Annotated in this window: 16 protein-coding genes and 1 pseudogene; 15 read left to right on the top strand and 2 right to left on the bottom strand. The window is 53.2% G+C overall.

Translation table 11 applies throughout. The features are described 5' to 3' along the window. Positions 1 to 2: 2 nt before the first annotated feature. Positions 3 to 755 (top strand): 16S rRNA (guanine(1516)-N(2))-methyltransferase RsmJ, encoded by a 753-nt coding sequence (gene rsmJ / locus HF650_RS01250; RefSeq protein ID WP_187800860.1) that lies wholly within the window; start codon positions 3 to 5, stop codon positions 753 to 755. A 65-nt stretch (positions 756 to 820) separates the two neighbouring features. Here the strand turns inward: rsmJ and uspA are convergent, their stop codons facing one another. After that, positions 821 to 1,258, bottom strand: coding sequence for a universal stress protein UspA (uspA, locus tag HF650_RS01255; RefSeq protein ID WP_042713217.1), 438 nt, complete (start codon positions 1,256 to 1,258; stop codon positions 821 to 823). 452 nt (positions 1,259 to 1,710) lie between these two features. On the opposite strand from uspA, the gene uspB reads away from it, so the two are divergent. After that, the gene (uspB, locus tag HF650_RS01260; protein WP_187802572.1) at positions 1,711 to 2,046 is read left to right on the top strand and encodes a universal stress protein UspB; all 336 of its coding nucleotides are present in this window, start codon (positions 1,711 to 1,713) and stop codon (positions 2,044 to 2,046) included. 606 nt (positions 2,047 to 2,652) lie between these two features. On the opposite strand, the gene pitA is transcribed toward uspB, so the two are convergent. Further along, positions 2,653 to 4,149, bottom strand: coding sequence for an inorganic phosphate transporter PitA (pitA, locus tag HF650_RS01265; RefSeq protein WP_187800861.1), 1,497 nt, complete (start codon positions 4,147 to 4,149; stop codon positions 2,653 to 2,655). Between the two features lie 229 nt (positions 4,150 to 4,378). Here pitA and HF650_RS01270 point away from each other — a divergent pair, with 229 nt between their 5' ends. The 13 genes and pseudogenes from HF650_RS01270 (at position 4,379) to HF650_RS25080 (ending at position 20,740) form a co-directional block, all read left to right on the top strand. Continuing rightward, a complete protein-coding gene (locus HF650_RS01270) occupies positions 4,379 to 5,569 on the top strand; it encodes an NAD(P)/FAD-dependent oxidoreductase (RefSeq protein ID WP_187800862.1) in 1,191 nt (396 codons plus the stop codon). Between the two features lie 395 nt (positions 5,570 to 5,964). Next, positions 5,965 to 7,887: a type VI secretion system tip protein TssI/VgrG gene (gene tssI / locus HF650_RS01275; RefSeq protein ID WP_187800863.1), complete on the top strand. Its 1,923-nt coding sequence runs from the start codon at positions 5,965 to 5,967 to the stop codon at positions 7,885 to 7,887. Further along, a complete protein-coding gene (locus tag HF650_RS01280) occupies positions 7,887 to 8,306 on the top strand; it encodes a DcrB-related protein (protein ID WP_187800864.1) in 420 nt (139 codons plus the stop codon). The genes tssI and HF650_RS01280 overlap by 1 nt, the downstream gene beginning before the upstream one ends. A gap of 2 nt (positions 8,307 to 8,308) precedes the next feature. Continuing rightward, complete coding sequence (locus HF650_RS01285; protein WP_187800865.1) at positions 8,309 to 12,820, top strand: RHS repeat-associated core domain-containing protein; 4,512 nt, start codon at positions 8,309 to 8,311, stop codon at positions 12,818 to 12,820. Positions 12,821 to 12,831: 11 nt separating this feature from the next. Continuing rightward, positions 12,832 to 13,368 carry a nuclease gene (locus HF650_RS01290; protein ID WP_187800866.1) on the top strand — a complete coding sequence of 179 codons (537 nt, stop codon included), beginning with the start codon at positions 12,832 to 12,834 and terminating at the stop codon, positions 13,366 to 13,368. 503 nt (positions 13,369 to 13,871) lie between these two features. Beyond that, the gene (locus HF650_RS01295; RefSeq protein WP_187800867.1) at positions 13,872 to 14,396 is read left to right on the top strand and encodes a hypothetical protein; all 525 of its coding nucleotides are present in this window, start codon (positions 13,872 to 13,874) and stop codon (positions 14,394 to 14,396) included. Between the two features lie 60 nt (positions 14,397 to 14,456). Further along, positions 14,457 to 16,157: pseudogene (locus HF650_RS01300) on the top strand (RHS repeat-associated core domain-containing protein); the annotation flags it as partial. A 15-nt stretch (positions 16,158 to 16,172) separates the two neighbouring features. Then, a complete protein-coding gene (locus HF650_RS01305; protein WP_187800868.1) occupies positions 16,173 to 16,604 on the top strand; it encodes a tetratricopeptide repeat protein in 432 nt (143 codons plus the stop codon). Positions 16,605 to 16,795: 191 nt separating this feature from the next. Further along, entirely contained in the window at positions 16,796 to 17,170 is a 375-nt protein-coding gene (locus tag HF650_RS25075; RefSeq protein ID WP_249118857.1) for an AHH domain-containing protein, read from the top strand. A gap of 138 nt (positions 17,171 to 17,308) precedes the next feature. Further along, positions 17,309 to 17,833 (top strand): hypothetical protein, encoded by a 525-nt coding sequence (locus HF650_RS01315; RefSeq protein ID WP_187800869.1) that lies wholly within the window; start codon positions 17,309 to 17,311, stop codon positions 17,831 to 17,833. A 99-nt stretch (positions 17,834 to 17,932) separates the two neighbouring features. Next, positions 17,933 to 19,615: an RHS repeat-associated core domain-containing protein gene (locus tag HF650_RS01320; RefSeq protein WP_187800870.1), complete on the top strand. Its 1,683-nt coding sequence runs from the start codon at positions 17,933 to 17,935 to the stop codon at positions 19,613 to 19,615. Further along, positions 19,612 to 20,040 carry a hypothetical protein gene (locus HF650_RS01325; RefSeq protein WP_187800871.1) on the top strand — a complete coding sequence of 143 codons (429 nt, stop codon included), beginning with the start codon at positions 19,612 to 19,614 and terminating at the stop codon, positions 20,038 to 20,040. The genes HF650_RS01320 and HF650_RS01325 overlap by 4 nt, the downstream gene beginning before the upstream one ends. A gap of 262 nt (positions 20,041 to 20,302) precedes the next feature. Then, entirely contained in the window at positions 20,303 to 20,740 is a 438-nt protein-coding gene (locus HF650_RS25080; RefSeq protein WP_249118861.1) for an RHS repeat-associated core domain-containing protein, read from the top strand. The last annotated feature ends 108 nt before the right edge of the window (positions 20,741 to 20,848 follow it).

Below are 20,848 nucleotides of genomic sequence, written 5' to 3' on the forward strand. Positions count from 1 at the left end.
ACTTGAAGATCTGCTTACTGGATGAAACAGGCACCGGAGACGGTGCCTTATCCGATCTTATCGCCCGCTTTGGGCTGGAGCCGGATGACGACAACCTGATGGCGCTGGTTCGCACCCCGAACCACCTTGAACTGCGCAAACGCGATGAGCCCAAACTCGGCGGTATCTTTGTCGATTTTGTCGCAGGTGCGATGGCGCACCGGCGTAAGTTCGGTGGCGGGCGAGGCGAAGCGGTAGCAAAAGCGGTCGGTATTAAAGGCAGCTATCTGCCGGAGGTGGTGGATGCCACGGCCGGGCTTGGGCGCGACGCCTTTGTACTGGCCTCCGTCGGTTGCCGGGTCCGCATGCTGGAGCGCAACCCGGTGGTTGCCGCTCTGCTGGAGGATGGTTTGCAGCGCGGTTACGCGGATGCGGAAGTCGGCCCGTGGCTGCGCGACCGTTTAACGCTGATTCACGCTTCAAGCCTTTCGGGGCTGGCGGATATTACGCCGCGCCCGCAGGTGGTCTATCTCGATCCGATGTTTCCGCATAAGCAGAAAAGCGCGCTGGTGAAAAAAGAGATGCGGGTCTTTCAGTCGCTGGTTGGCCCGGATCTCGATGCCGATGGCTTACTGGAGCCTGCGCGTCAGTTAGCGATTAAACGCGTGGTGGTAAAACGGCCCGACTACGCGCCGCCGCTGGCCGGTGTTGCCACGCAATCTGCGGTGGTGACTAAAAGCCACCGGTTCGATATCTATCCCGGCGCCGGGGAATGAAAAAGCCCGGTGGCGTTGCGCGCACCGGGCGGTATTCAGGCTATTGACGAAAGGTCAACGAACGATTATTCGTCCTCTTCATCGCGCAGCGGGACAATCAGCATATCCACATGAACGGTGTTAATCAGCTGGCGCGCAGAGGACATCAGTTTGCTCCAGAAGTCCTGATGATGGCCGCACACCACCAAATCCATATCATATTTTTTGATCGCGTCGACTAGCACCTGGCCCAGATCGCCGCTCCCGCTCAGGGTTTCGGTAATCGGATAGCCTGCGTTGGTGGAGAGCTCCGTCAGCGCCTGGTGCGTTTCGTCGGAGATGCGCTTTTGCATATCGCCGAGGTTAACGTCGATAAGGCCGGTGTAGAGATCGGAGTAGTTCACATCGACATGAATCAGAGAGATCTTTGCGTTGTATGGGCGCGCCATAGAGACGGCTTTATCAACCAGCAGCTTGCTTTCAGGGGAGAGATCGACGGCGATAAGGATGTGTTTGTAAGCCATAATGTTACTCCTTCCATAAGTTGTCGATGGCCATCCGGGTGAAACCCTGATGGGGTTGCGCTGCGCTCGCATCCTGCGTTGTACGTGAGCGTTGCGCCCGACTTTTCAGGTCGCATTCAAAATGATTCCTACCTTATAACGCTCTAACAGCACCGTCAATCAACCTGGATCACGATTCACTTACGTAATATTTACAGCGAGATGCAGGGATCTGCGTGCGCTTGTGGCAAAAAAAGAGCGCTATCTCCTACACTATTAAGAAACCGTACGGAAGAGAGAGACGGTGTCCCGAAGTTGGCCTGATTCTTTGCGCGAGGTCAACTACGGAACATCGCCTTCGTTGTGGTCCGTCCGGAGCCTTGGTTACACTCTTTGTTGTCTACCTTAGTGGGGTTTTCAGGAGCGCGAGCGCTGGAGTGAAACTCAGGGGCTCTCGCCGGGGAGGGGATATGGTGATCAGCACTGTTGCGCTGTTTTGGGCTTTGTGTGTGGTGTGTGTGGTGAACATGGCGCGTTATTACTCATCGCTGCGCGCCCTGTTGGTGGTCCTTCGCGGATGCGATCCCTTGCTGTATCAATATGTCGATGGCGGCGGTTTCTTTACCGCCCACGGTCAGCCGGGCAAGCAGATGCGGCTGGTGTGGTACATCTACGCTCAACGCTACCGCGATCACCATGACGATGAGTTTATCCGCCGCTGCGAGCGGGTGCGTCACCTGTTTATTTTAACCAGTTCGCTGTGCGGGCTGGTGGTGCTGAGCCTGATTGGACTGATGATTTGGCACTGAGCGCTGTTTCTGCCTGATGGCGCTACGCTTATCAGGCCTACGGATGAGCGGGCTGTGCTTTCGGCGTAGGCCGGATAAGGCACGAGCCGCCATCCGGCAATGTGCACGGTTTCAACAACTGCCTGATGGCGCTGCGCTTATCAGGCCTACGGGTGACCGGGCTGGGCTTTTGGCGTAGGCCGGATAAGGCACGAGCCGCCATCCGGCAATGCGCATGGTTTCAACAACTGCCTGATGGCGCTGCGCTTATCAGGCCTACGGATGAGCGGGCTGTGCTTTTGGCGTAGGCCGGATAAGGCACGAGCCGCTATTCGGCAATGCGCATGGTTTCAACAACTGCCTGATGGCGCTGCGCTTATCAGGCCTACGGGTGATCGGGCTGGGCTTTTGGCGTAGGCCGGATAAGGCACGAGCCGCTATTCGGCAATGCGCATGGTTTCAACAACTGCCTGATGGCGCTGCGCTTATCAGGCCTACGGATGAGCGGGCTGGGCTTTTGGCGTAGGCCGGATAAGGCGTCAGCCGCCATCCGGCAATGCGCACGGTTCCGGCAATAAAAAAACGGGTCAGTTTCCTGACCCGTTTTTTTCGTCTCTGAGGCTTACATTAAATCAGCTTCAGCGCAATCCAGTACAGACCGCCGGAGAGAATAATCGACGCCGGCAGCGTGAAGATCCAGGCCATCAGAATGTTGGTCACGGTTTTACGCTGCAAACCGCCGCCGTCAACAATCATCGTACCGGCTACGGACGAAGAGAGCACGTGGGTGGTTGAGACCGGCATACCGGTATAGCTTGCCAGACCAATCGACACCGCTGCGGTCATCTGCGCGGACATCCCCTGAGCGTAGGTCATGCCTTTCTTACCGATCTTCTCGCCGATGGTGGTGGCAACACGACGCCAGCCAATCATCGTCCCCAGACCCAGCGCCAGCGCGACTGCCATGATGATCCAGATTGGCGCGTACTCAATGGTGCTAAGCATATCGCCTTTCAGTTTCTTCAGCAGGCGCTGATCGTCGGCGCTGATTTCCGGCTGCTTCGCCACTTTATCCGTGATATCGGAGAGGCAGAGCATAATCCGGCGCAGCTGCCCGCGCTGTTCCAGCGGGATCTGGTCGTAGTTCTCAATCCCGGTAAGCATCGCTTTCGCCCGGTCCAGCGCACCGATAGCGCGCCCTGGATGGCAGTGGAACTCACCAGGTTTAGTGGCCACTTCTTCCGGCGTCGGGATCAGCGGATCCACACCCGTCGCTTTTTGCAGCAGCGCCGGATGTTGCTGGAAGTAGGTTTCCACGTTATTAACAGCATCCCGCGTACGGGTGATGTCGTAACCGGAGGCGTTCATATTGACCACGAAGCCCGCCGGCGCGACGCCAATCAGCACCAGCATAATCAGACCGATACCTTTCTGACCGTCATTTGCGCCGTGAGAGAAGCTAACGCCGATAGCAGAGAGAATCAGTGCGATACGCGTCCAGAACGGCGGCTTTTTCTTGCCATCGATCTTCTCACGTTCCGCAGGCGTCATATGGATGCGCGCACGTTTCTTGGTGCTGCTCCAGTAGCGGCGCAGCAGGAACACCAGCCCGCCGGCAAATACCAGGCCGACGATCGGTGAAACGATCAGCGAACCAAAGATATTCAGCACCTTCGGGATGTTCAGCGCGTCGACCACCGAGGTGCCGGTCATTAGAGCATTGGTTAAACCAATACCGATAATTGCGCCAATCAGGGTGTGAGAGCTGGAAGCAGGCAGGCCCAGATACCAGGTGCCGAGGTTCCAGATAATGGCAGCCAGCAGCATGGAAAAGACCATCGCCAGGCCGTGTGCGGAGCTAACATTCAGCAACAGGTCGGTTGGCAACATATGCACAATGGCATACGCAACGCTTAACCCGCCCAGCAAAACGCCGAAGAAGTTAAACACTGCCGCCATCACAACCGCCAGCTGAGAACGCATAGCGCGTGTATAAATCACGGTTGCAACGGCATTCGCTGTGTCATGGAAGCCGTTAATGGCCTCGTAAAACAGAACAAAAACCAGTGCAAGCACGAGGAGTAGCCCGGTGTGGAGATCCAGGCCGGCAAACAAATGTACCATAGGTCGTTAAGCCATTTTGGGGACACGAACGCCGCGCATTATCAGGGACATTGGCGGTATGGGCAAAGTGAAATATCGACTTTTTTTGACATCATCGCTTACATTCCGCTGAATTTTTAAAATTATCTTATAAATTTCAATGGCATGTTTCTTTTCTCACCACACTGCGCTGGTGTGACCAGCCTGAACTCTTTACAATTCGCGACCAGGTAAGAGAGAGGGTGAAAATGTGGAAAGCTTTGATGCCATTATAGTCGGTGCTGGCGCGGCGGGAATGTTTTGTGCGGCGCTGGCGGGGCAAGCGGGCCGGCGCGTGCTGCTGCTGGATAACGGCAAAAAGCCGGGTCGTAAGATCCTGATGTCCGGCGGCGGGCGCTGCAACTTCACTAATCTTTATGTCGAACCGGCGGCTTACTTAAGCCAGAACCCCCATTTTTGTAAATCTGCCCTCGCGCGCTACACCCAGTGGGATTTTATCGATCTGGTGGGTAAACACGGCATCGCCTGGCATGAAAAGACGCTCGGCCAGCTCTTTTGCGACGACTCGGCGCAGCAGATTGTCGATCTGCTGGTGGCGGAGTGCGAGAAGGGCAGTGTCACCCAGCGCCTGCGCACGGAGATCCTCTCTGTCGAGCGTGATGACAACGGCTACACCTTACAACTGAACGGCGGCACGGTGCAGGCGGCGAAACTGGTTATCGCCTCCGGCGGGCTGTCGATGCCGGGGCTGGGCGCTTCGCCTTTCGGCTACAAAATCGCCGAGCAGTTTGGCCTGAAGGTGCTGCCGACTCGCGCCGGTCTGGTGCCCTTTACCCTGCACAAACCTTTACTCGAGCAGGTGCAAACCCTCTCCGGCGTCTCTGTACCCTCTGTTATCACCGCTGAAAACGGGACGGTATTTCGCGAAAACCTGCTCTTTACCCATCGCGGCCTGTCGGGGCCTGCGGTGCTGCAAATCTCCAGCTACTGGCTACCGGGGGAGTTTGTCACCATTAACTTAGTGCCGAAGTGCGACCTGGCGGAGTTTCTCAATCAGCAGCGCGATGCGCACCCCAATCAGAGCCTGAAAAACACCCTCGGCATGCAGTTGCCAAAACGGCTGGTGGAGTGTTTACAGCAGCTCGGGCAGATCCCCGATGTGACGCTGAAGCAGCTCAATAGCCGTCACCAGGAGAAGCTGGTCGAGACATTAACCGCATGGCGCGTCCAGCCTAACGGCACCGAAGGTTACCGCACTGCAGAGGTGACGCTCGGCGGCGTGGATACCCATGAGCTCTCGTCGCGCACGATGGAGGCGCGAAATGTTCCGGGGCTCTACTTTATTGGCGAAGTGATGGATGTGACCGGCTGGCTGGGGGGGTACAACTTCCAGTGGGCATGGTCCAGCGCCTGGGCCTGCGCACAGGCACTGGCGGAGTAAGAGGTATAAGCGTCTTCGAACGCGCCCGCTTTATCGCAAGCGATGTTCATTCTTCAGGCCATAAATTGCGAGAGTCCTCGCGAAACCGCGACGTGAGTATTTGACTCTGCGGCTTCACACTCACACAATCCTTTTCACTTAAAGCAAATTACGCTGAAGGCCATTGATTTAAGCGTCTTTATTTTTGCGAGAGTGTTATTAACTCGCTAAAAACAGACGCTTTTTTTGGTAGGTTTGCTATGGATTAGGATAATTCCTGGCACTTGTTTCGCCGAAAAATCAGACAATAGAGGCCTTTTCACTTGCAGAAAGGGTGCGGTAGCTATCTATCAAGCCCGCCACGTTAAACCGATGAACGCGCCTGGAGTGGCGCGTTTTATGTCAGGATCCGCTTTATGAGCAATCGCATCACTGTTCAGTTACCTGCCGAGGGGCTGCTCTTCTGGAAAATTTCTGGTCGTGAAGCCCTGTCCGAAGCATTCTCCTTTACCCTGCAATTGCTCGGTACTGACGCGCGCATGGATCGCAGCCAGCTGCTCGGTAAACCGGTCACCGTCACCCTGCCAACCCAGGGCTTGTCCGGCAGCCGCTACCTTAACGGTAAAATCACCCGCGTCGCCGTAAGCGCCGTCGAGCTGAGCGGTACGCGTTATGCCGTTTACCAACTTACCGTAGAGCCGGATCTCTGGCCGATGAAGCGCGACCGCAACCTGCGTATTTTCCAGGGGCAGACGGTGCCGCAAATCGTGAAAACTCTGCTGGGCGAATACCAGGTCAATATTGAAGATAAGCTGACCGGCAGCTACCGCACGTGGGAGTACTGCGTGCAGTACCAGGAGAGCAGCTTCGATTTCATCAGCCGTCTGATGGAGCTGGAAGGCATCGCCTACCATTTCAAGCATGAAGCGGACAAACACACGCTGGTGCTGACCGACGCGGCCACCCAACATCAGCCCTTTAGCGGCTATGAGTTTATTCCCTATCACCAGACGCCATCGGGCGGCAGTACCGATGAAGAGGGGATCAGCCAGTGGGCGCTGGAAGATAGCGTGACGCCAGGGATTTACAGTCTGGATGATTACGATTTCCGCAAACCGAACGCGTGGCTTTTCCAGGCGCGGCAAAACCCGAACTCTCCTTCCCCTGGCGCGATTGATGTTTATGACTGGCCGGGTCGCTTTGTCGAGCATGGGCATGGCGAATTCTACGCCCGCATTCGCCAGGAGCGCTGGCAGGTTGAGCATCAACAAATCGAAGGCACCGCCACGGCAATCGGTATTGTGCCGGGCTGCACGTTCCAGCTCACCAACGCCGCATTCTTTAATGACAATGGCGAATATCTTGTCACCGCCGCGCACTACAACTTTGAAGAGAACCGCTATGCCAGCGGTGCCGACAGCCAGACGGTGCACCGCATCGACTTCAGCGTTATTCCCTCCTCGGTGGTGTTTCGCCCGCCGCAGCACACCCCCTGGCCGCGCACTTACGGCCCGCAGACCGCGCGCGTCGTGGGTCCGCAGGGTGAGAGCATCTGGACGGATAAATATGGCCGCATAAAAGTGAAGTTCCACTGGGATCGGCTGGCGAAGGGCGATGACACCAGCTCCTGCTGGGTGCGCGTCTCCAGCGCCTGGGCCGGTCAGGGCTATGGTGGTGTGCAGATCCCGCGCGTCGGTGACGAAGTGGTCATCGATTTTATCAACGGCGATCCGGATCGTCCGATTGTTACCGGCCGCGTTTACAACGAAGCGAGCATGCCGCCCTGGGCGCTGCCTGCCGCCGCAACGCAGATGGGCTTCCTCAGCCGCTCGAAAGATGGCTCGGTGGATAACGCCAACGCCCTGCGCTTTGAAGATAAAGCGGGCGAAGAGCAGGTGTGGATCCAGGCCGAGCGTAACCTTGATACCCATGTGAAAAACGATGAGACGCGCAGCGTTGGCGGCTCACAGACCGTCAACATCACGCGCGATCACACCGGTAAAGTGGCGGGAACCCACTTCCAGGCGACACAGCTTTCCCACGACGAGGTGATCGGCGGTGGGTTTACACAGAAAGTGCAGGGCCCTCTGGTGCAGGCCTCTGACACCGCCATTCAGCTTGTTTCTGGTAAATCGGTGCTGACTTTAGGTGCTAACGGTACGGTTACGCTGCAGTGTGAGAATTTCAAAATCGATGCGCAGGGGAACGGTCAGATTAATACCGGCGGGCTGCTGGATTTGAACTTATCGAAGCCACAACCGCAGGGTGAAGTTGCCCCTACCATTTCGCAGATCCAGGACGCGGTAAAACAAGCATTTAATCAAGGGAAAGATAAATAATGGCGACCGCACAGTTTCTTATTTCGGAAGGCATCCTCAACCTGCCGGAAGCATGCCAGGATCGCAGCATTAACGTGCTGCGCTTTAATGAGAGCAACGCGACGCTGGTGATCACCCGTGCGTGGGACATCAAGCCAGGCGAGGAAGAGGCGTTTATCAGCCAACAGCTGGCGAAAGTGAAGCGCAGCATGAAGAAAGTCGTAATGGGCGAAGTGGGAGATAGCCAGGTGGCGAACCAGCCTGCCCGTGAAGTTTCACTACGCTTTGAAAATCAGGGCGTGCTGGTGCATGAGAAGCTGGCTATCACCCGCGTGGAGGATCATCTTCTGGTGCTGACGTTCAGCCGCACTGCGCCGTTTGACGCGCCTGCTGATGCTTTCTGGGCATCGATCAAATCGGGCTTACAGTTAGGGGCGTAACGATGACGGATTACATCGCGGCCCGTATTGATGACCCACTGATTCACAGTTCAGCGCTGGCGGATTTTGTCGGCGCTGTTGTGGAAGGGGCGATTATTGCCGGGATCCTCTTTTCAGGTGTCGGTGCAATAGTGGGCGGTGTGGTGATTGCTGCATTGGTTTTCAGTGGCGAGCTGGAAAAAATTGGCGACGCTGCCGGGAAACTGGTCGACAGCCTGATAGACCCCGGGCCCCCCGACGCGCATATCGTTACCGGCTCTGAGAACGTACACATCAAGGGCAAAAAAGCCGCACGTGCCGCCGGAACCGTGGACCGTGATTATCTTCTCGCGCCTCCTGCTCCTGAAGAGAGCATCGACTGGGCGGCTGTTGGCGTGCTGGCGCTGGCCACTGCGGCTGAAGCGGCAAAACTCATCGTGACGCCCGGCGGCATGACAATAGCGCTTGCCGAACGCGCCAAAAATCTCACCCTTGATGACATGAAAAAGTGGGGCTCGAACCTGTGGGAATCGCTTTCGCAACCGCTGGTTGAAAGCGCCGATCCCCATGCGACCCCGATGCCACTCGATACCGTTGACTGCAAAAAAGGCCATGCGGTCACCAGCAGTAACTTTATCGCCCAGGGCTCCAAAAGCGTCCTAATCAATAATCAGCCTGCAGCGCGCAATGGTGAGAAAAGCACCTGCGAAGCGGAGATCAAAGTCAACGAAGATCCGCGGGTTCGCATCGGTGGTGACACCATCACCGTTCGCGATATCCGCAGTGGCAAAAACCAGCTGGCCTACTTGCTGGGTGCCATTGTCGGCTCGCTGGGGGTCGCTGAACTGCCCAATCTGGCAAGAATGCTCTGCCGACGCATGCTAACCCGCAGCGTGCTGAAAAATATCGTCTGTGCTTTTGGCAGCGCGGTAGTTTCAGATGTGGTTTCTTCCGTTCTTATCTCCGCGGCGAGCACCGCGTTTCCGGTCAATATCGCCAGCGGCGCCAAGATCCTCGCCAAAGAGGAAGATCTCGACTTTGTCCTGCCGGATCGTATGCCGCTCTACTGGCAGCGTATCTACAACAGCCGCAACCGCGCCTCCGGCATGTTCGGTCCTGGCTGGATGATGCCGTTTGAGACGCGTCTTTACCGTCTGGCGGACAATCAGCTGGTTTTCAAAGATATGAGCGGGCGCGAGCTGGGGCTCGGCGAAGTGCTCAGCGGCGATATGATCTCCTATCCGGACGAGGGGCTGAGGCTCTTCTCCAGCCCGAACGGTGCGATTGCGATCCAGACCGGCGAAGACGGTCATCAGGTCTATGAACCGGATCCCACCCGCCCGGGCGAGTGGCGCATGCACCGCATGTATGACCGCCATGAAAATGCCCACTACTTCAGCTGGAACGAACAAGGCCAGCTGGCGCGTATCTCCAGTGACAACGAAGCCCTGGATGTCGAGCTTGAGTACGACGCCCATAGCGGGCGCTTACGCGCGGTTTACCAGATTGTTGATGGCGGACGTCAGCTGCTGGTGAGCTATCGCTACAACGACCAGGCGCAGCTGATAGCGGTCATTGATGCCGATGATGTGGTAAGCCGCCAGTTTGGCTGGGATCGCGCCAGCGATATGCTGGCCTGGCACGGCTTCTCTACCGGCCTGAAAGTGCATTATCAGTGGCAGCCGACCGCAGATGCAGAACACTGGCGCGTGAAGGCGTACCAGGTTCACGACGAGCAGGGCACGGTGCTGGAAAACTGGCGTATCGACGCCGATGAGAGCAAACGCTACGCCCGCGTCAGCAACGATGAAGGCGTTGTCAGCGAACACTACTGGGATGAGATCTACCGCATCACCGCGTACACCGATGTGCACGGCGGTAAGTGGCAGTTCAACTGGGCAGGACAGTCCGAACAGCTGCTGTCAGCCGTTCAGCCCGACGGCGGGCGCTGGGAGTATGCCTGGGACGATCGCGGCAATATGACGCTGGAGCGCGATCCGCTCGAACGCGCAACGCTGAAAACCTGGCATCCGCTGTATGACTTCCCGTTAAAAGAGGTGCTGCCGGACGGCGGCGTCTGGCAGTACGAATACAGCCTGGCCGGCGATGTGGTGGCGCTGGCCGATCCGGAAGGGGGCGTGACGCGCTTTGAGTGGAACGATCAGGGCGACTTAATCCGCCGCATTGATGCGCTGGAGAATAGCCACCGCTTCTGGTGGGATGCGCTGGGCCAGCTGATCCGCGAGGAGGACTGCTCCGGTAACCAGAGCCAGAATCAGTATGATGGTGCCGGGCGTCTTATCCGCAGCACAGACCCGCTCGGCAATACGGACCGCTACGTCTGGAGCCCCGCCGGTCGCCTGCAGACCTATATTCGTGCCGACGGGCGCGAGACGCAGTTCAGCTACACAAAATCCGGCCTGCTCTGCGGACAGAGCGTCGATGGCGTCAGTACGCGCAGGGTGAAACTCAATGCGCGCGGCCAGGTAACGGAAGCCACCGACCCGGCAGGGCATGTGACCCGTTTTCGCTTCAACCGGGCGGGCCGTCTGGTGACGTTGACCAACGCCAACAACCAGGAGTGGCGTTTCGGCTACACCCCGACCGGGCTGCTGACCTGTCAGCAGGATTATGCCGGGCGTCAGACGGAGTATCACTACAACGCCGCGCAACAGGTGGCTTCGCTTGTTCGCCACCCGGAGCGCGGCAGCGACCTGCCGGCGCAGGTGCTGAATTATGAATATGACGCCCTCGGGCGCATGACGGCGCGGGAAACCCCGGAGCACCGCACCGAGTATCGTTACAGCGCGCTGACCATCGAAATCCGCCGTTATGCCTACACCGAGTGGCGTCAGGCCGCGGTGGAGATGCGCGAGCCGGTGCACACCGACGTCATCAGCCTCGCGCGTAATAAGCTTGGCGACCTGATACGCGAAGAGAACCATTCCGGCGTTTATCAGCATGAATACGATGCCCTGAGCAACCTCAGCGCCACCACCTTCCCGGACGGGAGGGTGCTGAAATTCTTGCGTTACGGCACCGGGCACCTGCTGGAGATGCAGCTCTCCCTGAGCGGAAAAACGCTGCCGGTCACCGGCTACCAGCGTGACCGCCTGCACCGGGAGACGCACCGCACGATGGGCGCGCTGGAGCTGGAGACGCACTACGACATGGCCGGGCGCATCACGCACCGGCGCTGCACGGACAACCTGCGCGACCGTCTGGTCTCCGAGCGCCGCTACCAGTGGGACCGTGCGGACCAGATAATCCGCCGCATGTACACCGACGGCGCCCCCTCCACCCCTGCTGAGAAGTACCGCCAGTCCCTGTGGGGCTACGACGCGGCCGGGCGCATGACGCAGAGCCTGCAGCCGGAAGGGGAAGAGCGTTTCTGGTATGACGCCGCGGACAACCGCACCACGCCGGCGCTGCAGCCGGTGTGGAACAACCTGCTGAAACGCCTGGACGGCGTCAGCCGGGAATACGACGGTTTCGGGCGCATGACCGTGCGCCACGACACGCACCGGAGAGTGACGCAGCGTTTCAGCTACGACGATGAGCACCGCATCAGCCAGGTCACTATCGACGGCGACGCGGAGTTCACAAAAGCCGAATACCGCTATGACGCGCTGGGCCGACGCACGGAGAAACAGGTGTGGCGACGCCATGCCCGGAAACCGGAACGTATGCAGTACGCCTGGTCCGGCCTGCAGATGGTGGGCGAAACCAGCGACAGCCACCCGGACGCGGCGGTGCAGTATATCTACACCGAAAACAGCTATGAGCCGCTGGCGCGCGTCGACAGCCACGGTGAGCACGCTGATATCTTCTGGTATCACACGGAACTGAACGGCCTGCCGGACAGCGTGACCGACAGCAACGGCGACACCGTCTGGCGCGGCGCATCAAGCGCCTGGGGCCGCAGCCTGCGAGAAAGCACACCGGTCGAGTGGGACACCCCGCAGAACCTGCGCTTCCAGGGCCAGTACCTGGACCGCGAAACCGGCCTGCACTACAACACCTTCCGCTACTACGACCCGGCGGGCGGGTGTTACACGCAGATGGACCCGATTGGTCTGCTGGGCGGGCTGAATACCTATACCTATGTGGATGATCCACTGGGGTGGGTGGATCCGTTGGGGTTAAGCTTCTGTAATATATCCAGAGGTAATAATCCCTATCAAAGTAGGATCGATCCCCATTTTACAGGAAGACCCGATCCAGCGTTCTCGATAGATACTCGTACATTTAATAGCGGTATTCCAACTTCAAAAGGTGGCATCCGAAATAATCAAGAGTTTTGGCAGCAATGGATTGATTTACAACCAGACTCATTAAGTAAAAACAATCTTTATAGAATACAAGAGCTAGGGTTATCACCAAAAATAGATGACACGTGGATTAACGCTTTTCCAGAGCATATAAATTATAAAGGTGATACAATTATTCATCACCATGTTGATTTTGGCCCATATGCTATACCTGTGCCGGGCCAAACACATGTAGGTAGTGGCGGCATTTGGCATACAAAATGATAGGAGGTGTAATGTTATTAACTATTAAAGAAATTGAGGTTGAGTTATATAATAAATTCTCTCCTTTTCAAGGTGAAATGGATGATTTAATTTTGAGGAAAAGAGACACTCCCGTAAACAACTTGGAAAAACTTGAAAGTCACCTTCATGTGAAATTAAAAGGTAGTTTTTTATCTTTTATCATGGAATACAATTTAGATAATTTCTCTCTTGGGAATATATCATTTGGAACAGGGGGTGATTATCTTGAGAAATTAATTTATTTAAATGAAGGAGATGGTTTTAATAATTGGTGGGAAGGGAGTTTACGGCCAAAATCAATCATTGTTATTGCTTTGTCAGACCCATATACTATTCTCTTGAATACAGTTACAGGAATGATATATGCAATCACCAGTGAACCTAGTGTAAATGATGATCGACCAGTCGCAGACGATTTTGAATTATTTATTAGAGTGGTGGGTTCTTTATTTTTAAAGGAAATTTCCGCGCAGGATGCGATTAAGTTCACAGGTGCAACCAATCAAGATTTTTGGAACAACATATAATAAAACTGACGTCCTTCTTAGTTAGAAGTGGTTTATGCAACCATTTCTAACTAATTTAATGTGTTATTAGTAATGTTATTTTAAATTCCACTGCAACAAAGTCTATGTCGAATTTTTATTTCGACATTGCATCGCATTAGAAATTTTTATTTTTTTTGTTTTTGCAATTTTATCTTAAAGTAATAACGTATCTTCATTTTTGTAAATGATGGTAAGTCGCTTCAAAAGGCGGTTTTATAAAGAATGACAAACACCCTTAAGACCCTTGGTTAATATAAGTGAAGTTGTTTGGTTGCTTGAGTAAAATAAATCAACCAGTGCGAGTAATTATTTAAATCACATTACGAGTAAAACTTTATCTGCTATATTAATGTTAGTGTAAACAAAATCTCGTTAAGTAAAAATACTTTTTTCTTAAGCTCGGGTTTGAATATGTGGATACACATGGTGAAGTAATCTGTAAAAAACGTTTGGACCAAAAATTTTAGTAAATGAGGTTGGGAGTGAATACAAGTTATGTATTTGAACCGATAGATTTTATTTTTACAAATTCTTTTTTTAAAGGTTTATCTGCAGAAGATGTTAAAAGTTATGTAATTACAGATTCTTTGAGTGACGCCTATGAATTTGCTTTTGAGCAGAATCTATCCTCACCATATAAAGTCTGGAAGGATGTTATTGAAAATTATAGAAAAGATTTAAGGGTTCATGATAATTTTGATGATGCGGAAGAGGTTGTTAATGAATATTTAGCAAACCTACAAACCCAACATGCTGGTATTTTATTGGAATACAGGAAGAAAAAAGTAAAAAAAATCAACACCGATTATGATGATTTTTTATTTTCTGATGCTCGCGAAGATGCTTTTTTTGTTCTCTCCACAGTGGCAATAAATAGATTCTTAGATAATCCTCTACGCAATAGTCTTCTTGAGGAAATATTTGATTGCTATAAAAAAGGCGGCTGGCCTTGTGGTCTCAAAGGCCATGACCTAATCGTATTTGATCCCAGTGCTTTAAAGAAATAAGTATTCTAACAGCCCCGTCGGACCCTGCCATTCTGCATTCGTACCGACGGGCGCGAAACACGGTTTGCCTACACTGAGTGGCGTCAGGCCGCGGTGGAGATGCGCGAGCCGGCGCACAGCGAAGCCATCATTTTGGCACGTAACAAGCTTGGCGACCTGGTCCGCGAGGAGAACCATTCCGGCGTTTATCAGCATGAATATGATGCCTTAAGCAACCTCAGCGCCACCACCTTCCCGGACGGGCGGGAACTGAAGTTCCTGCGCTACGGCACCGGGCACCTGCTGGAGATGCAGCTCTCCCTGAGCGGAAAAACGCTGCCGGTCACCGGCTACCAGCGTGACCGCCTGCACCGGGAGACGCACCGCACGATGGGCGCGCTGGAGCTGGAGACGCACTACGACATGGCCGGGCGCATCACGCACCGGCGCTGCACGGACAACCTGCGCGACCGTCTGGTCTCCGAGCGCCGCTACCAGTGGGACCGTGCGGACCAGATAATCCGCCGCATGTACACCGACGGCGCCCCCTCCACCCCTGCTGAGAAGTACCGCCAGTCCCTGTGGGGCTACGACGCGGCCGGGCGCATGACGCAGAGCCTGCAGCCGGAAGGGGAAGAGCGTTTCTGGTATGACGCCGCGGACAACCGCACCACGCCGGCGCTGCAGCCGGTGTGGAACAACCTGCTGAAACGCCTGGACGGCGTCAGCCGGGAATACGACGGTTTCGGGCGCATGACCGTGCGCCACGACACGCACCGGAGAGTGACGCAGCGTTTCAGCTACGACGATGAGCACCGCATCAGCCAGGTCACTATCGACGGCGACGCGGAGTTCACAAAAGCCGAATACCGCTATGACGCGCTGGGCCGACGCACGGAGAAACAGGTGTGGCGACGCCATGCCCGGAAACCGGAACGTATGCAGTACGCCTGGTCCGGCCTGCAGATGGTGGGCGAAACCCGCGACAGCCATCCGGACGCGGCGGTGCAGTATATCTACACCGAAAACAGCTATGAACCGCTGGCGCGCGTCGACAGCCATGGTGAGCACGCGGACATCTTCTGGTATCACACTGAACTCAACGGCCTGCCGGACAGCGTGACCGACAGCAACGGCGACACCGTCTGGCGCGGCGCTTCCACCGCCTGGGGCCGCAGCCTGCGGGAAAGCACACCGGTAACCTGGGACACTCCGCAGAACCTGCGCTTCCAGGGCCAGTACCTGGACCGCGAAACGGGCCTGCATTACAACACCTTCCGCTACTACGACCCGGCGGGCGGGTGTTACACCCAGATGGACCCAATTGGTTTACTGGGCGGGCTGAACACCTATACCTATGTGGTTGATCCGCTGGGTTGGGTGGATCCGTTGGGGTTAACGAGTTGTCGTCTGAAATATATGGGTCGAACACCTGGAAAAAATAGTCGTACAGGGAAACTCGTAATTGAGCGAATGCGCAGCGAGGGTCGCATTCGTGGTACAGGGCCTCGCATGCAGTTTAAGAGTTCGACAGATGGTAAATGGTATAGTGTCCGTGATGCTGATATGGCGCATTTAACAGATGCAGTCAAACATTGGAATCAGAAGGGAGGATACTATGGGGCTAAATCCAAAGATGTCAGAAAATGGATGCTGGATCCTGATAATTATGAATTAGAGTATTACGGACATAACCGTTCTCAAGGAGCCCTTTTGACCGATAGATATAAAGACATTGAGGAATTTATTGGGCCAGCTGAGAAATCGAGATATTTTAACTGACTAGGATGAAAGCTAATGAAAGAATTATCTAAAGTTAATGAAAAGCTGGAAGGTGAAATTGTTTTTGTCATTGAGAATGGCAACGCAAAACATGATGTTAATAAATTAGATGAGGCGCTGCTATTATATCTCAAAGCTTGGTCCTTGATTCCAGAACCAAAGATAGAATGGGAAATTTCAAATTGGGTAGCATCCTGCTTGTATAGTATATATTTTGATTTGGAAAATTTCACAACATCGAAAGAATGGGGGGAAGTCTCTCTAAAAACGCGTAGTTCAGAAATTGACACATCTCCATTGATCGATCTTGGGATGGTTTGTTATGAACTTGGTCAATACGATGAAGCTATAAAGTATTTTGATGAAGCATATAGCTATGGGAAAAAAAGAGCGTTCCAGGATCGACCTCAGAAATATTTAGACTACTATCTTAAAAATAGAATATAACAATAATTATATGTAGAAGTTTTTTTCTTGCGGTGCGTGTAGTTCCATTATTATGGACGAGGCGTGAAACAATGCACTGAAATGGCGATCTCGTTGAAGTCGCGCTTCCAGAGTCATTATCTGAACAAGGAAATGACTCTGTACTTCACTCCTTCCGCTACTACGACCCGGCGGGCGGGTGTTACACGCAGATGGACCCGATTGGTTTACTGGGCGGGCTGAACACCTATACCTATGTGGTTAATCCGCTGGGGTTAGTTGGTTGTTCTACTACTCTTGGTAAAAATATGATGGAGGGGATGGGGTTGCCACGTTCAACCTCGTGGAAAGGATACCAGGCTCACCATATCATTCCTAAAGAATTGGCTAATCACCCTGCGCTTAAGAGAATCAATTATTATATTGATGACAACGTAAACGGAATCTTTTTAAGGAAAAAAGATTCACAGATAAGTGCTATGGCCCGGCATCAAGTAAACCATGATGGCTATACTAAAGCAATTAAGTCTGCATTAGATAGGATTGACTTAAGTCAGTCTAAAAGCAATTTCAACATAGAGTGCTGAAATACAGGATATTGCACGTACCGGTTTGAAAAATGGTTACCTGCTTAGGCCGTTAGATATGGATACAGCTGGTGGGGCAATAGGTAATTCTAAAGTTAACGACGTATGGGCCAAAATTTTCAGTAAAGGAGGAGGGGGGTGAATACAAGCTATGTGTTTGAATCGCTAGGTTTTATTTTTACAAATTCTTTTTTTAAAGGTTTATCTGCAAAAGATGTTAAAAGTTATGTAATTACAGATTCTTTGAGTGACGCGTATGAATTTGCTTTTGAGCAAAATCTATCCTCACCATATAAAGTCTGGAAGGATGCTATTGAAAATAATAGAAAAGATTTAAGGGTTCATGATAAGTTTGATGATGCTGAAGAGGTTGTTAATGAATATTTAGCAAACTTACAAATCAAACATGCTGGTATTTTATTGGAATACAGGAAGAGGAAAGTAAAAAAACTCAACACTGATTATGATGATTTTTTATTTTCTGATGCTCGCGAAGATGCTTTTTTTGTTCTCTCTGCAGTGGCAATAAATAGATTCTTAGATAATCCTCTACTCAATAGCCTTCTTGAGGAAATATTTGATTGCTATAAAAAAGGCGGCTGGCCTTGTGGTCTCAAAGGCCATGATCTGATCGTATTTGATCCCAGTGCTTTAAAGAAATAAGTGTTCTAACAGCCCCGTCGGCCCCCGCTATTTTGCATTCGTACCGACGGGGGCGAAACACGGTTTGCCTACACCGAGTGGCGCCATGCTACGGTGGAGATGCGCGAGCCGGCGCACACCGACGTCATTATCCTTGCGCGCAACAAGCTTGGCGACCTGGTCCGCGAAGAGAACCACTCCGGCATCTATCAGCATGAATACGATGCCTTAAGCAACCTCAGTGCCACCACCTTCCCGGACGGGCGGGAGCTGAAGTTCCTGCGCTACGGCACCGGGCACCTGCTGGAGATGCAGCTCTCCCTGAGCGGCAAAACGCTGCCGGTTACCGGCTACCAGCGTGACCGCCTGCACCGGGAGACGCACCGCACGATGGGTCCGCTGGAGCTGGAGACGCACTACGACATGGCGGGGCGCATCACGCACCGGCGCTGCACGGACAACCTGCGCGACCGTCTGGTCTCGGAGCGCCGCTACCAGTGGGACCGCGCGGACCAGATAATCCGCCGCATGTATACCGACGGTGCACCGTCCACCCCGGCGGAGAAGTACCGCCAGTCCCTGTGGGGCTACGACGCGGCCGGGCGCATGACGCAGAGCCTGCAGCCGGAAGGGGAAGAGCGTTTCTGGTATGACGCCGCGGACAACCGCACCACGCCGGCGCTGCAGCCGGTGTGGAACAACCTGCTGAAACGCCTGGACGGCGTCAGCCGGGAATACGACGGTTTCGGGCGCATGACCGTGCGCCACGACACGCACCGGAGAGTGACGCAGCGCTTCAGCTACGACGACGAGCACCGTATCAGCCGGGTGGAAATCGACGGTGACGCGGAGTTCACAAAAGCAGAATATCGCTACGACGCGCCAGGCCGCCGCACCGAGAAACAGGTGTGGCGACGCCATGCCCGTAAACCGGAACGCACGCAGTACGCCTGGTCCGGCCTGCAGATGGTGGGTGAAACCAGCGACAGTCACCCGGACACGGCGGTGCAGTATATCTACACCGAAAACAGCTATGAACCGCTGGCACGCGTCGACAGCCACGGTGAGCATGCGGACATCTTCTGGTACCACACGGAACTGAACGGCCTGCCGGACAGCGTGACCGACAGCAACGGCGACACCGTCTGGCGTGGGGCTTCCACCGCCTGGGGCCGCAGCCTGCGGGAGAGTACACCGGTAACCTGGGACACCCCGCAGAACCTGCGCTTCCAGGGCCAGTACCTGGACCGCGAAACGGGCCTGCACTACAACACCTTCCGCTACTACGACCCGGCGGGCGGATGTTACACCCAGATGGACCCGATTGGTCTGGCAGGCGGTATAAACTTATATACTTATGTATTAAACCCTTTAATTCATTTAGATCCGTTAGGCTTAAACGGATGTGATATTTCCTTTGGACAAAAAAGGATTAGTGCGAATTTCAGAGATGTAGGCTCTGATGCTCCTGACTATATTCGTGGAAGGAGCATTTATGATGTGGCTAACGATTTGAGAACCGGAAAACTTCATCCTGACCAACTACCGGTTAGCTATTTTGTGCATCCAGAAACAGGCCAGAAAATAGCTGAAAGTAATAGAACACTGGCGGCACTTTCTGCTGCGGATATGAGGCCAACAATTTTACATGAAGTACCCGTTACTAATATTTTATTAGCTCGCTTAGAGGAAGCCCCACTAAGATCTCGAGGCGAAGTATTTTCCATGCCGGGGTCTTCTATTCCCATTACGCCGGGCCCAAAAAACAATACGATTTTAGATATTATAAGGTTAGTAAAATGAAAAACACTCTTAAGATGGTGGAGTCCTCTTGGAAAATGGAAAGTGTTACTGAGCCATTTTTTAATTATGACGATAAAGGATTAGAGGTTTACTTTATGGTTTTTATGGGGGAAGATGTTAGAAATCAAGACTTAAATGCATATATGTCACAAAACAGTTTAATTTCTCAGGATGATATCCCTGATGAAAACTATAATAATTCTGGATACAGGGTGGCGCACATTATTTTTCGTTCTTTTAGTGAATTTTATTTCTCTGATAACTCATCAGGTTTATCTTTGTATGAGAAAAGTTCCGATCTTATTCCCGGGTTTTATGAGGAAATAGATGAGAAAAAAGAGAGGGTAGGTTATGTATTTATAGGCCACGATCTTTTCGTATCAATAAAAGGCGGCCATTATATAGAGAAGCTTACTACTTTATAAAAACAGAAAATATAAATTTTTTCTTTTTATAAAGCTTGAATTCAATAAATTGATGTATAAATCATTCTTTGTAAACGTATCGATCTAGAGAAATAATGTAGAGACTTTTTAGCACTATAAAAATGGGGTTTAAGTCGAACAGCGTGACCGGCAGCAACGGCGACACCATCCGGGCCGCAGTCTGCACGAGAGCACACCGGTAACCTGGGACACCCCGCAAAACCTGCGCTTCCAGGGCCAGTACCTGGACCGTGAAACGGGCCTGCACTACAACACCTTCCGCTACTACGACCCGGCGGGCGGGTGTTACACCCAGATGGATCCGATTGGTTTACTGGGCGGGCTGAACACCTATACCTATATGATTGATCCACTGGGGTGGGTGGACCCGTTGGGGTTGATGTGTAAAACAGTGAACAGCAATACGACCGAATCTATTTTTAGGGTTCAGGGAGGCACTCCGCCTAATGCCAGCCGTATTAGAATCACTTTAGATGACTCTCAAAGTCCTAAGATTCAGCGTGGGACATTAAATATTAGTATTGGAGATAGTGCACATGCTCAACATTTCCTTGATATAAGGGGAAATAATGCACAAGTTGTAAGCTTTAAAGTGCCTAAATGGATGACTGACTTTATCGAAGAAACTGCTATACCTCAGGCGGGGTACCGTACTAACCCATTAAATCAAGGGGGTTAGCTCCAAAACGTGTTGATCCTACTACTCCCGGTAGGTCTTATGAATTGCCCCCAATATGGGCTGAGTGGTTGGAAGCAGTTGCTATCCCGGGATCTGGAACAGCTAAAT

Source organism: Kosakonia sp. SMBL-WEM22, assembly GCF_014490785.1.
Classification (GTDB): domain Bacteria; phylum Pseudomonadota; class Gammaproteobacteria; order Enterobacterales; family Enterobacteriaceae; genus Kosakonia.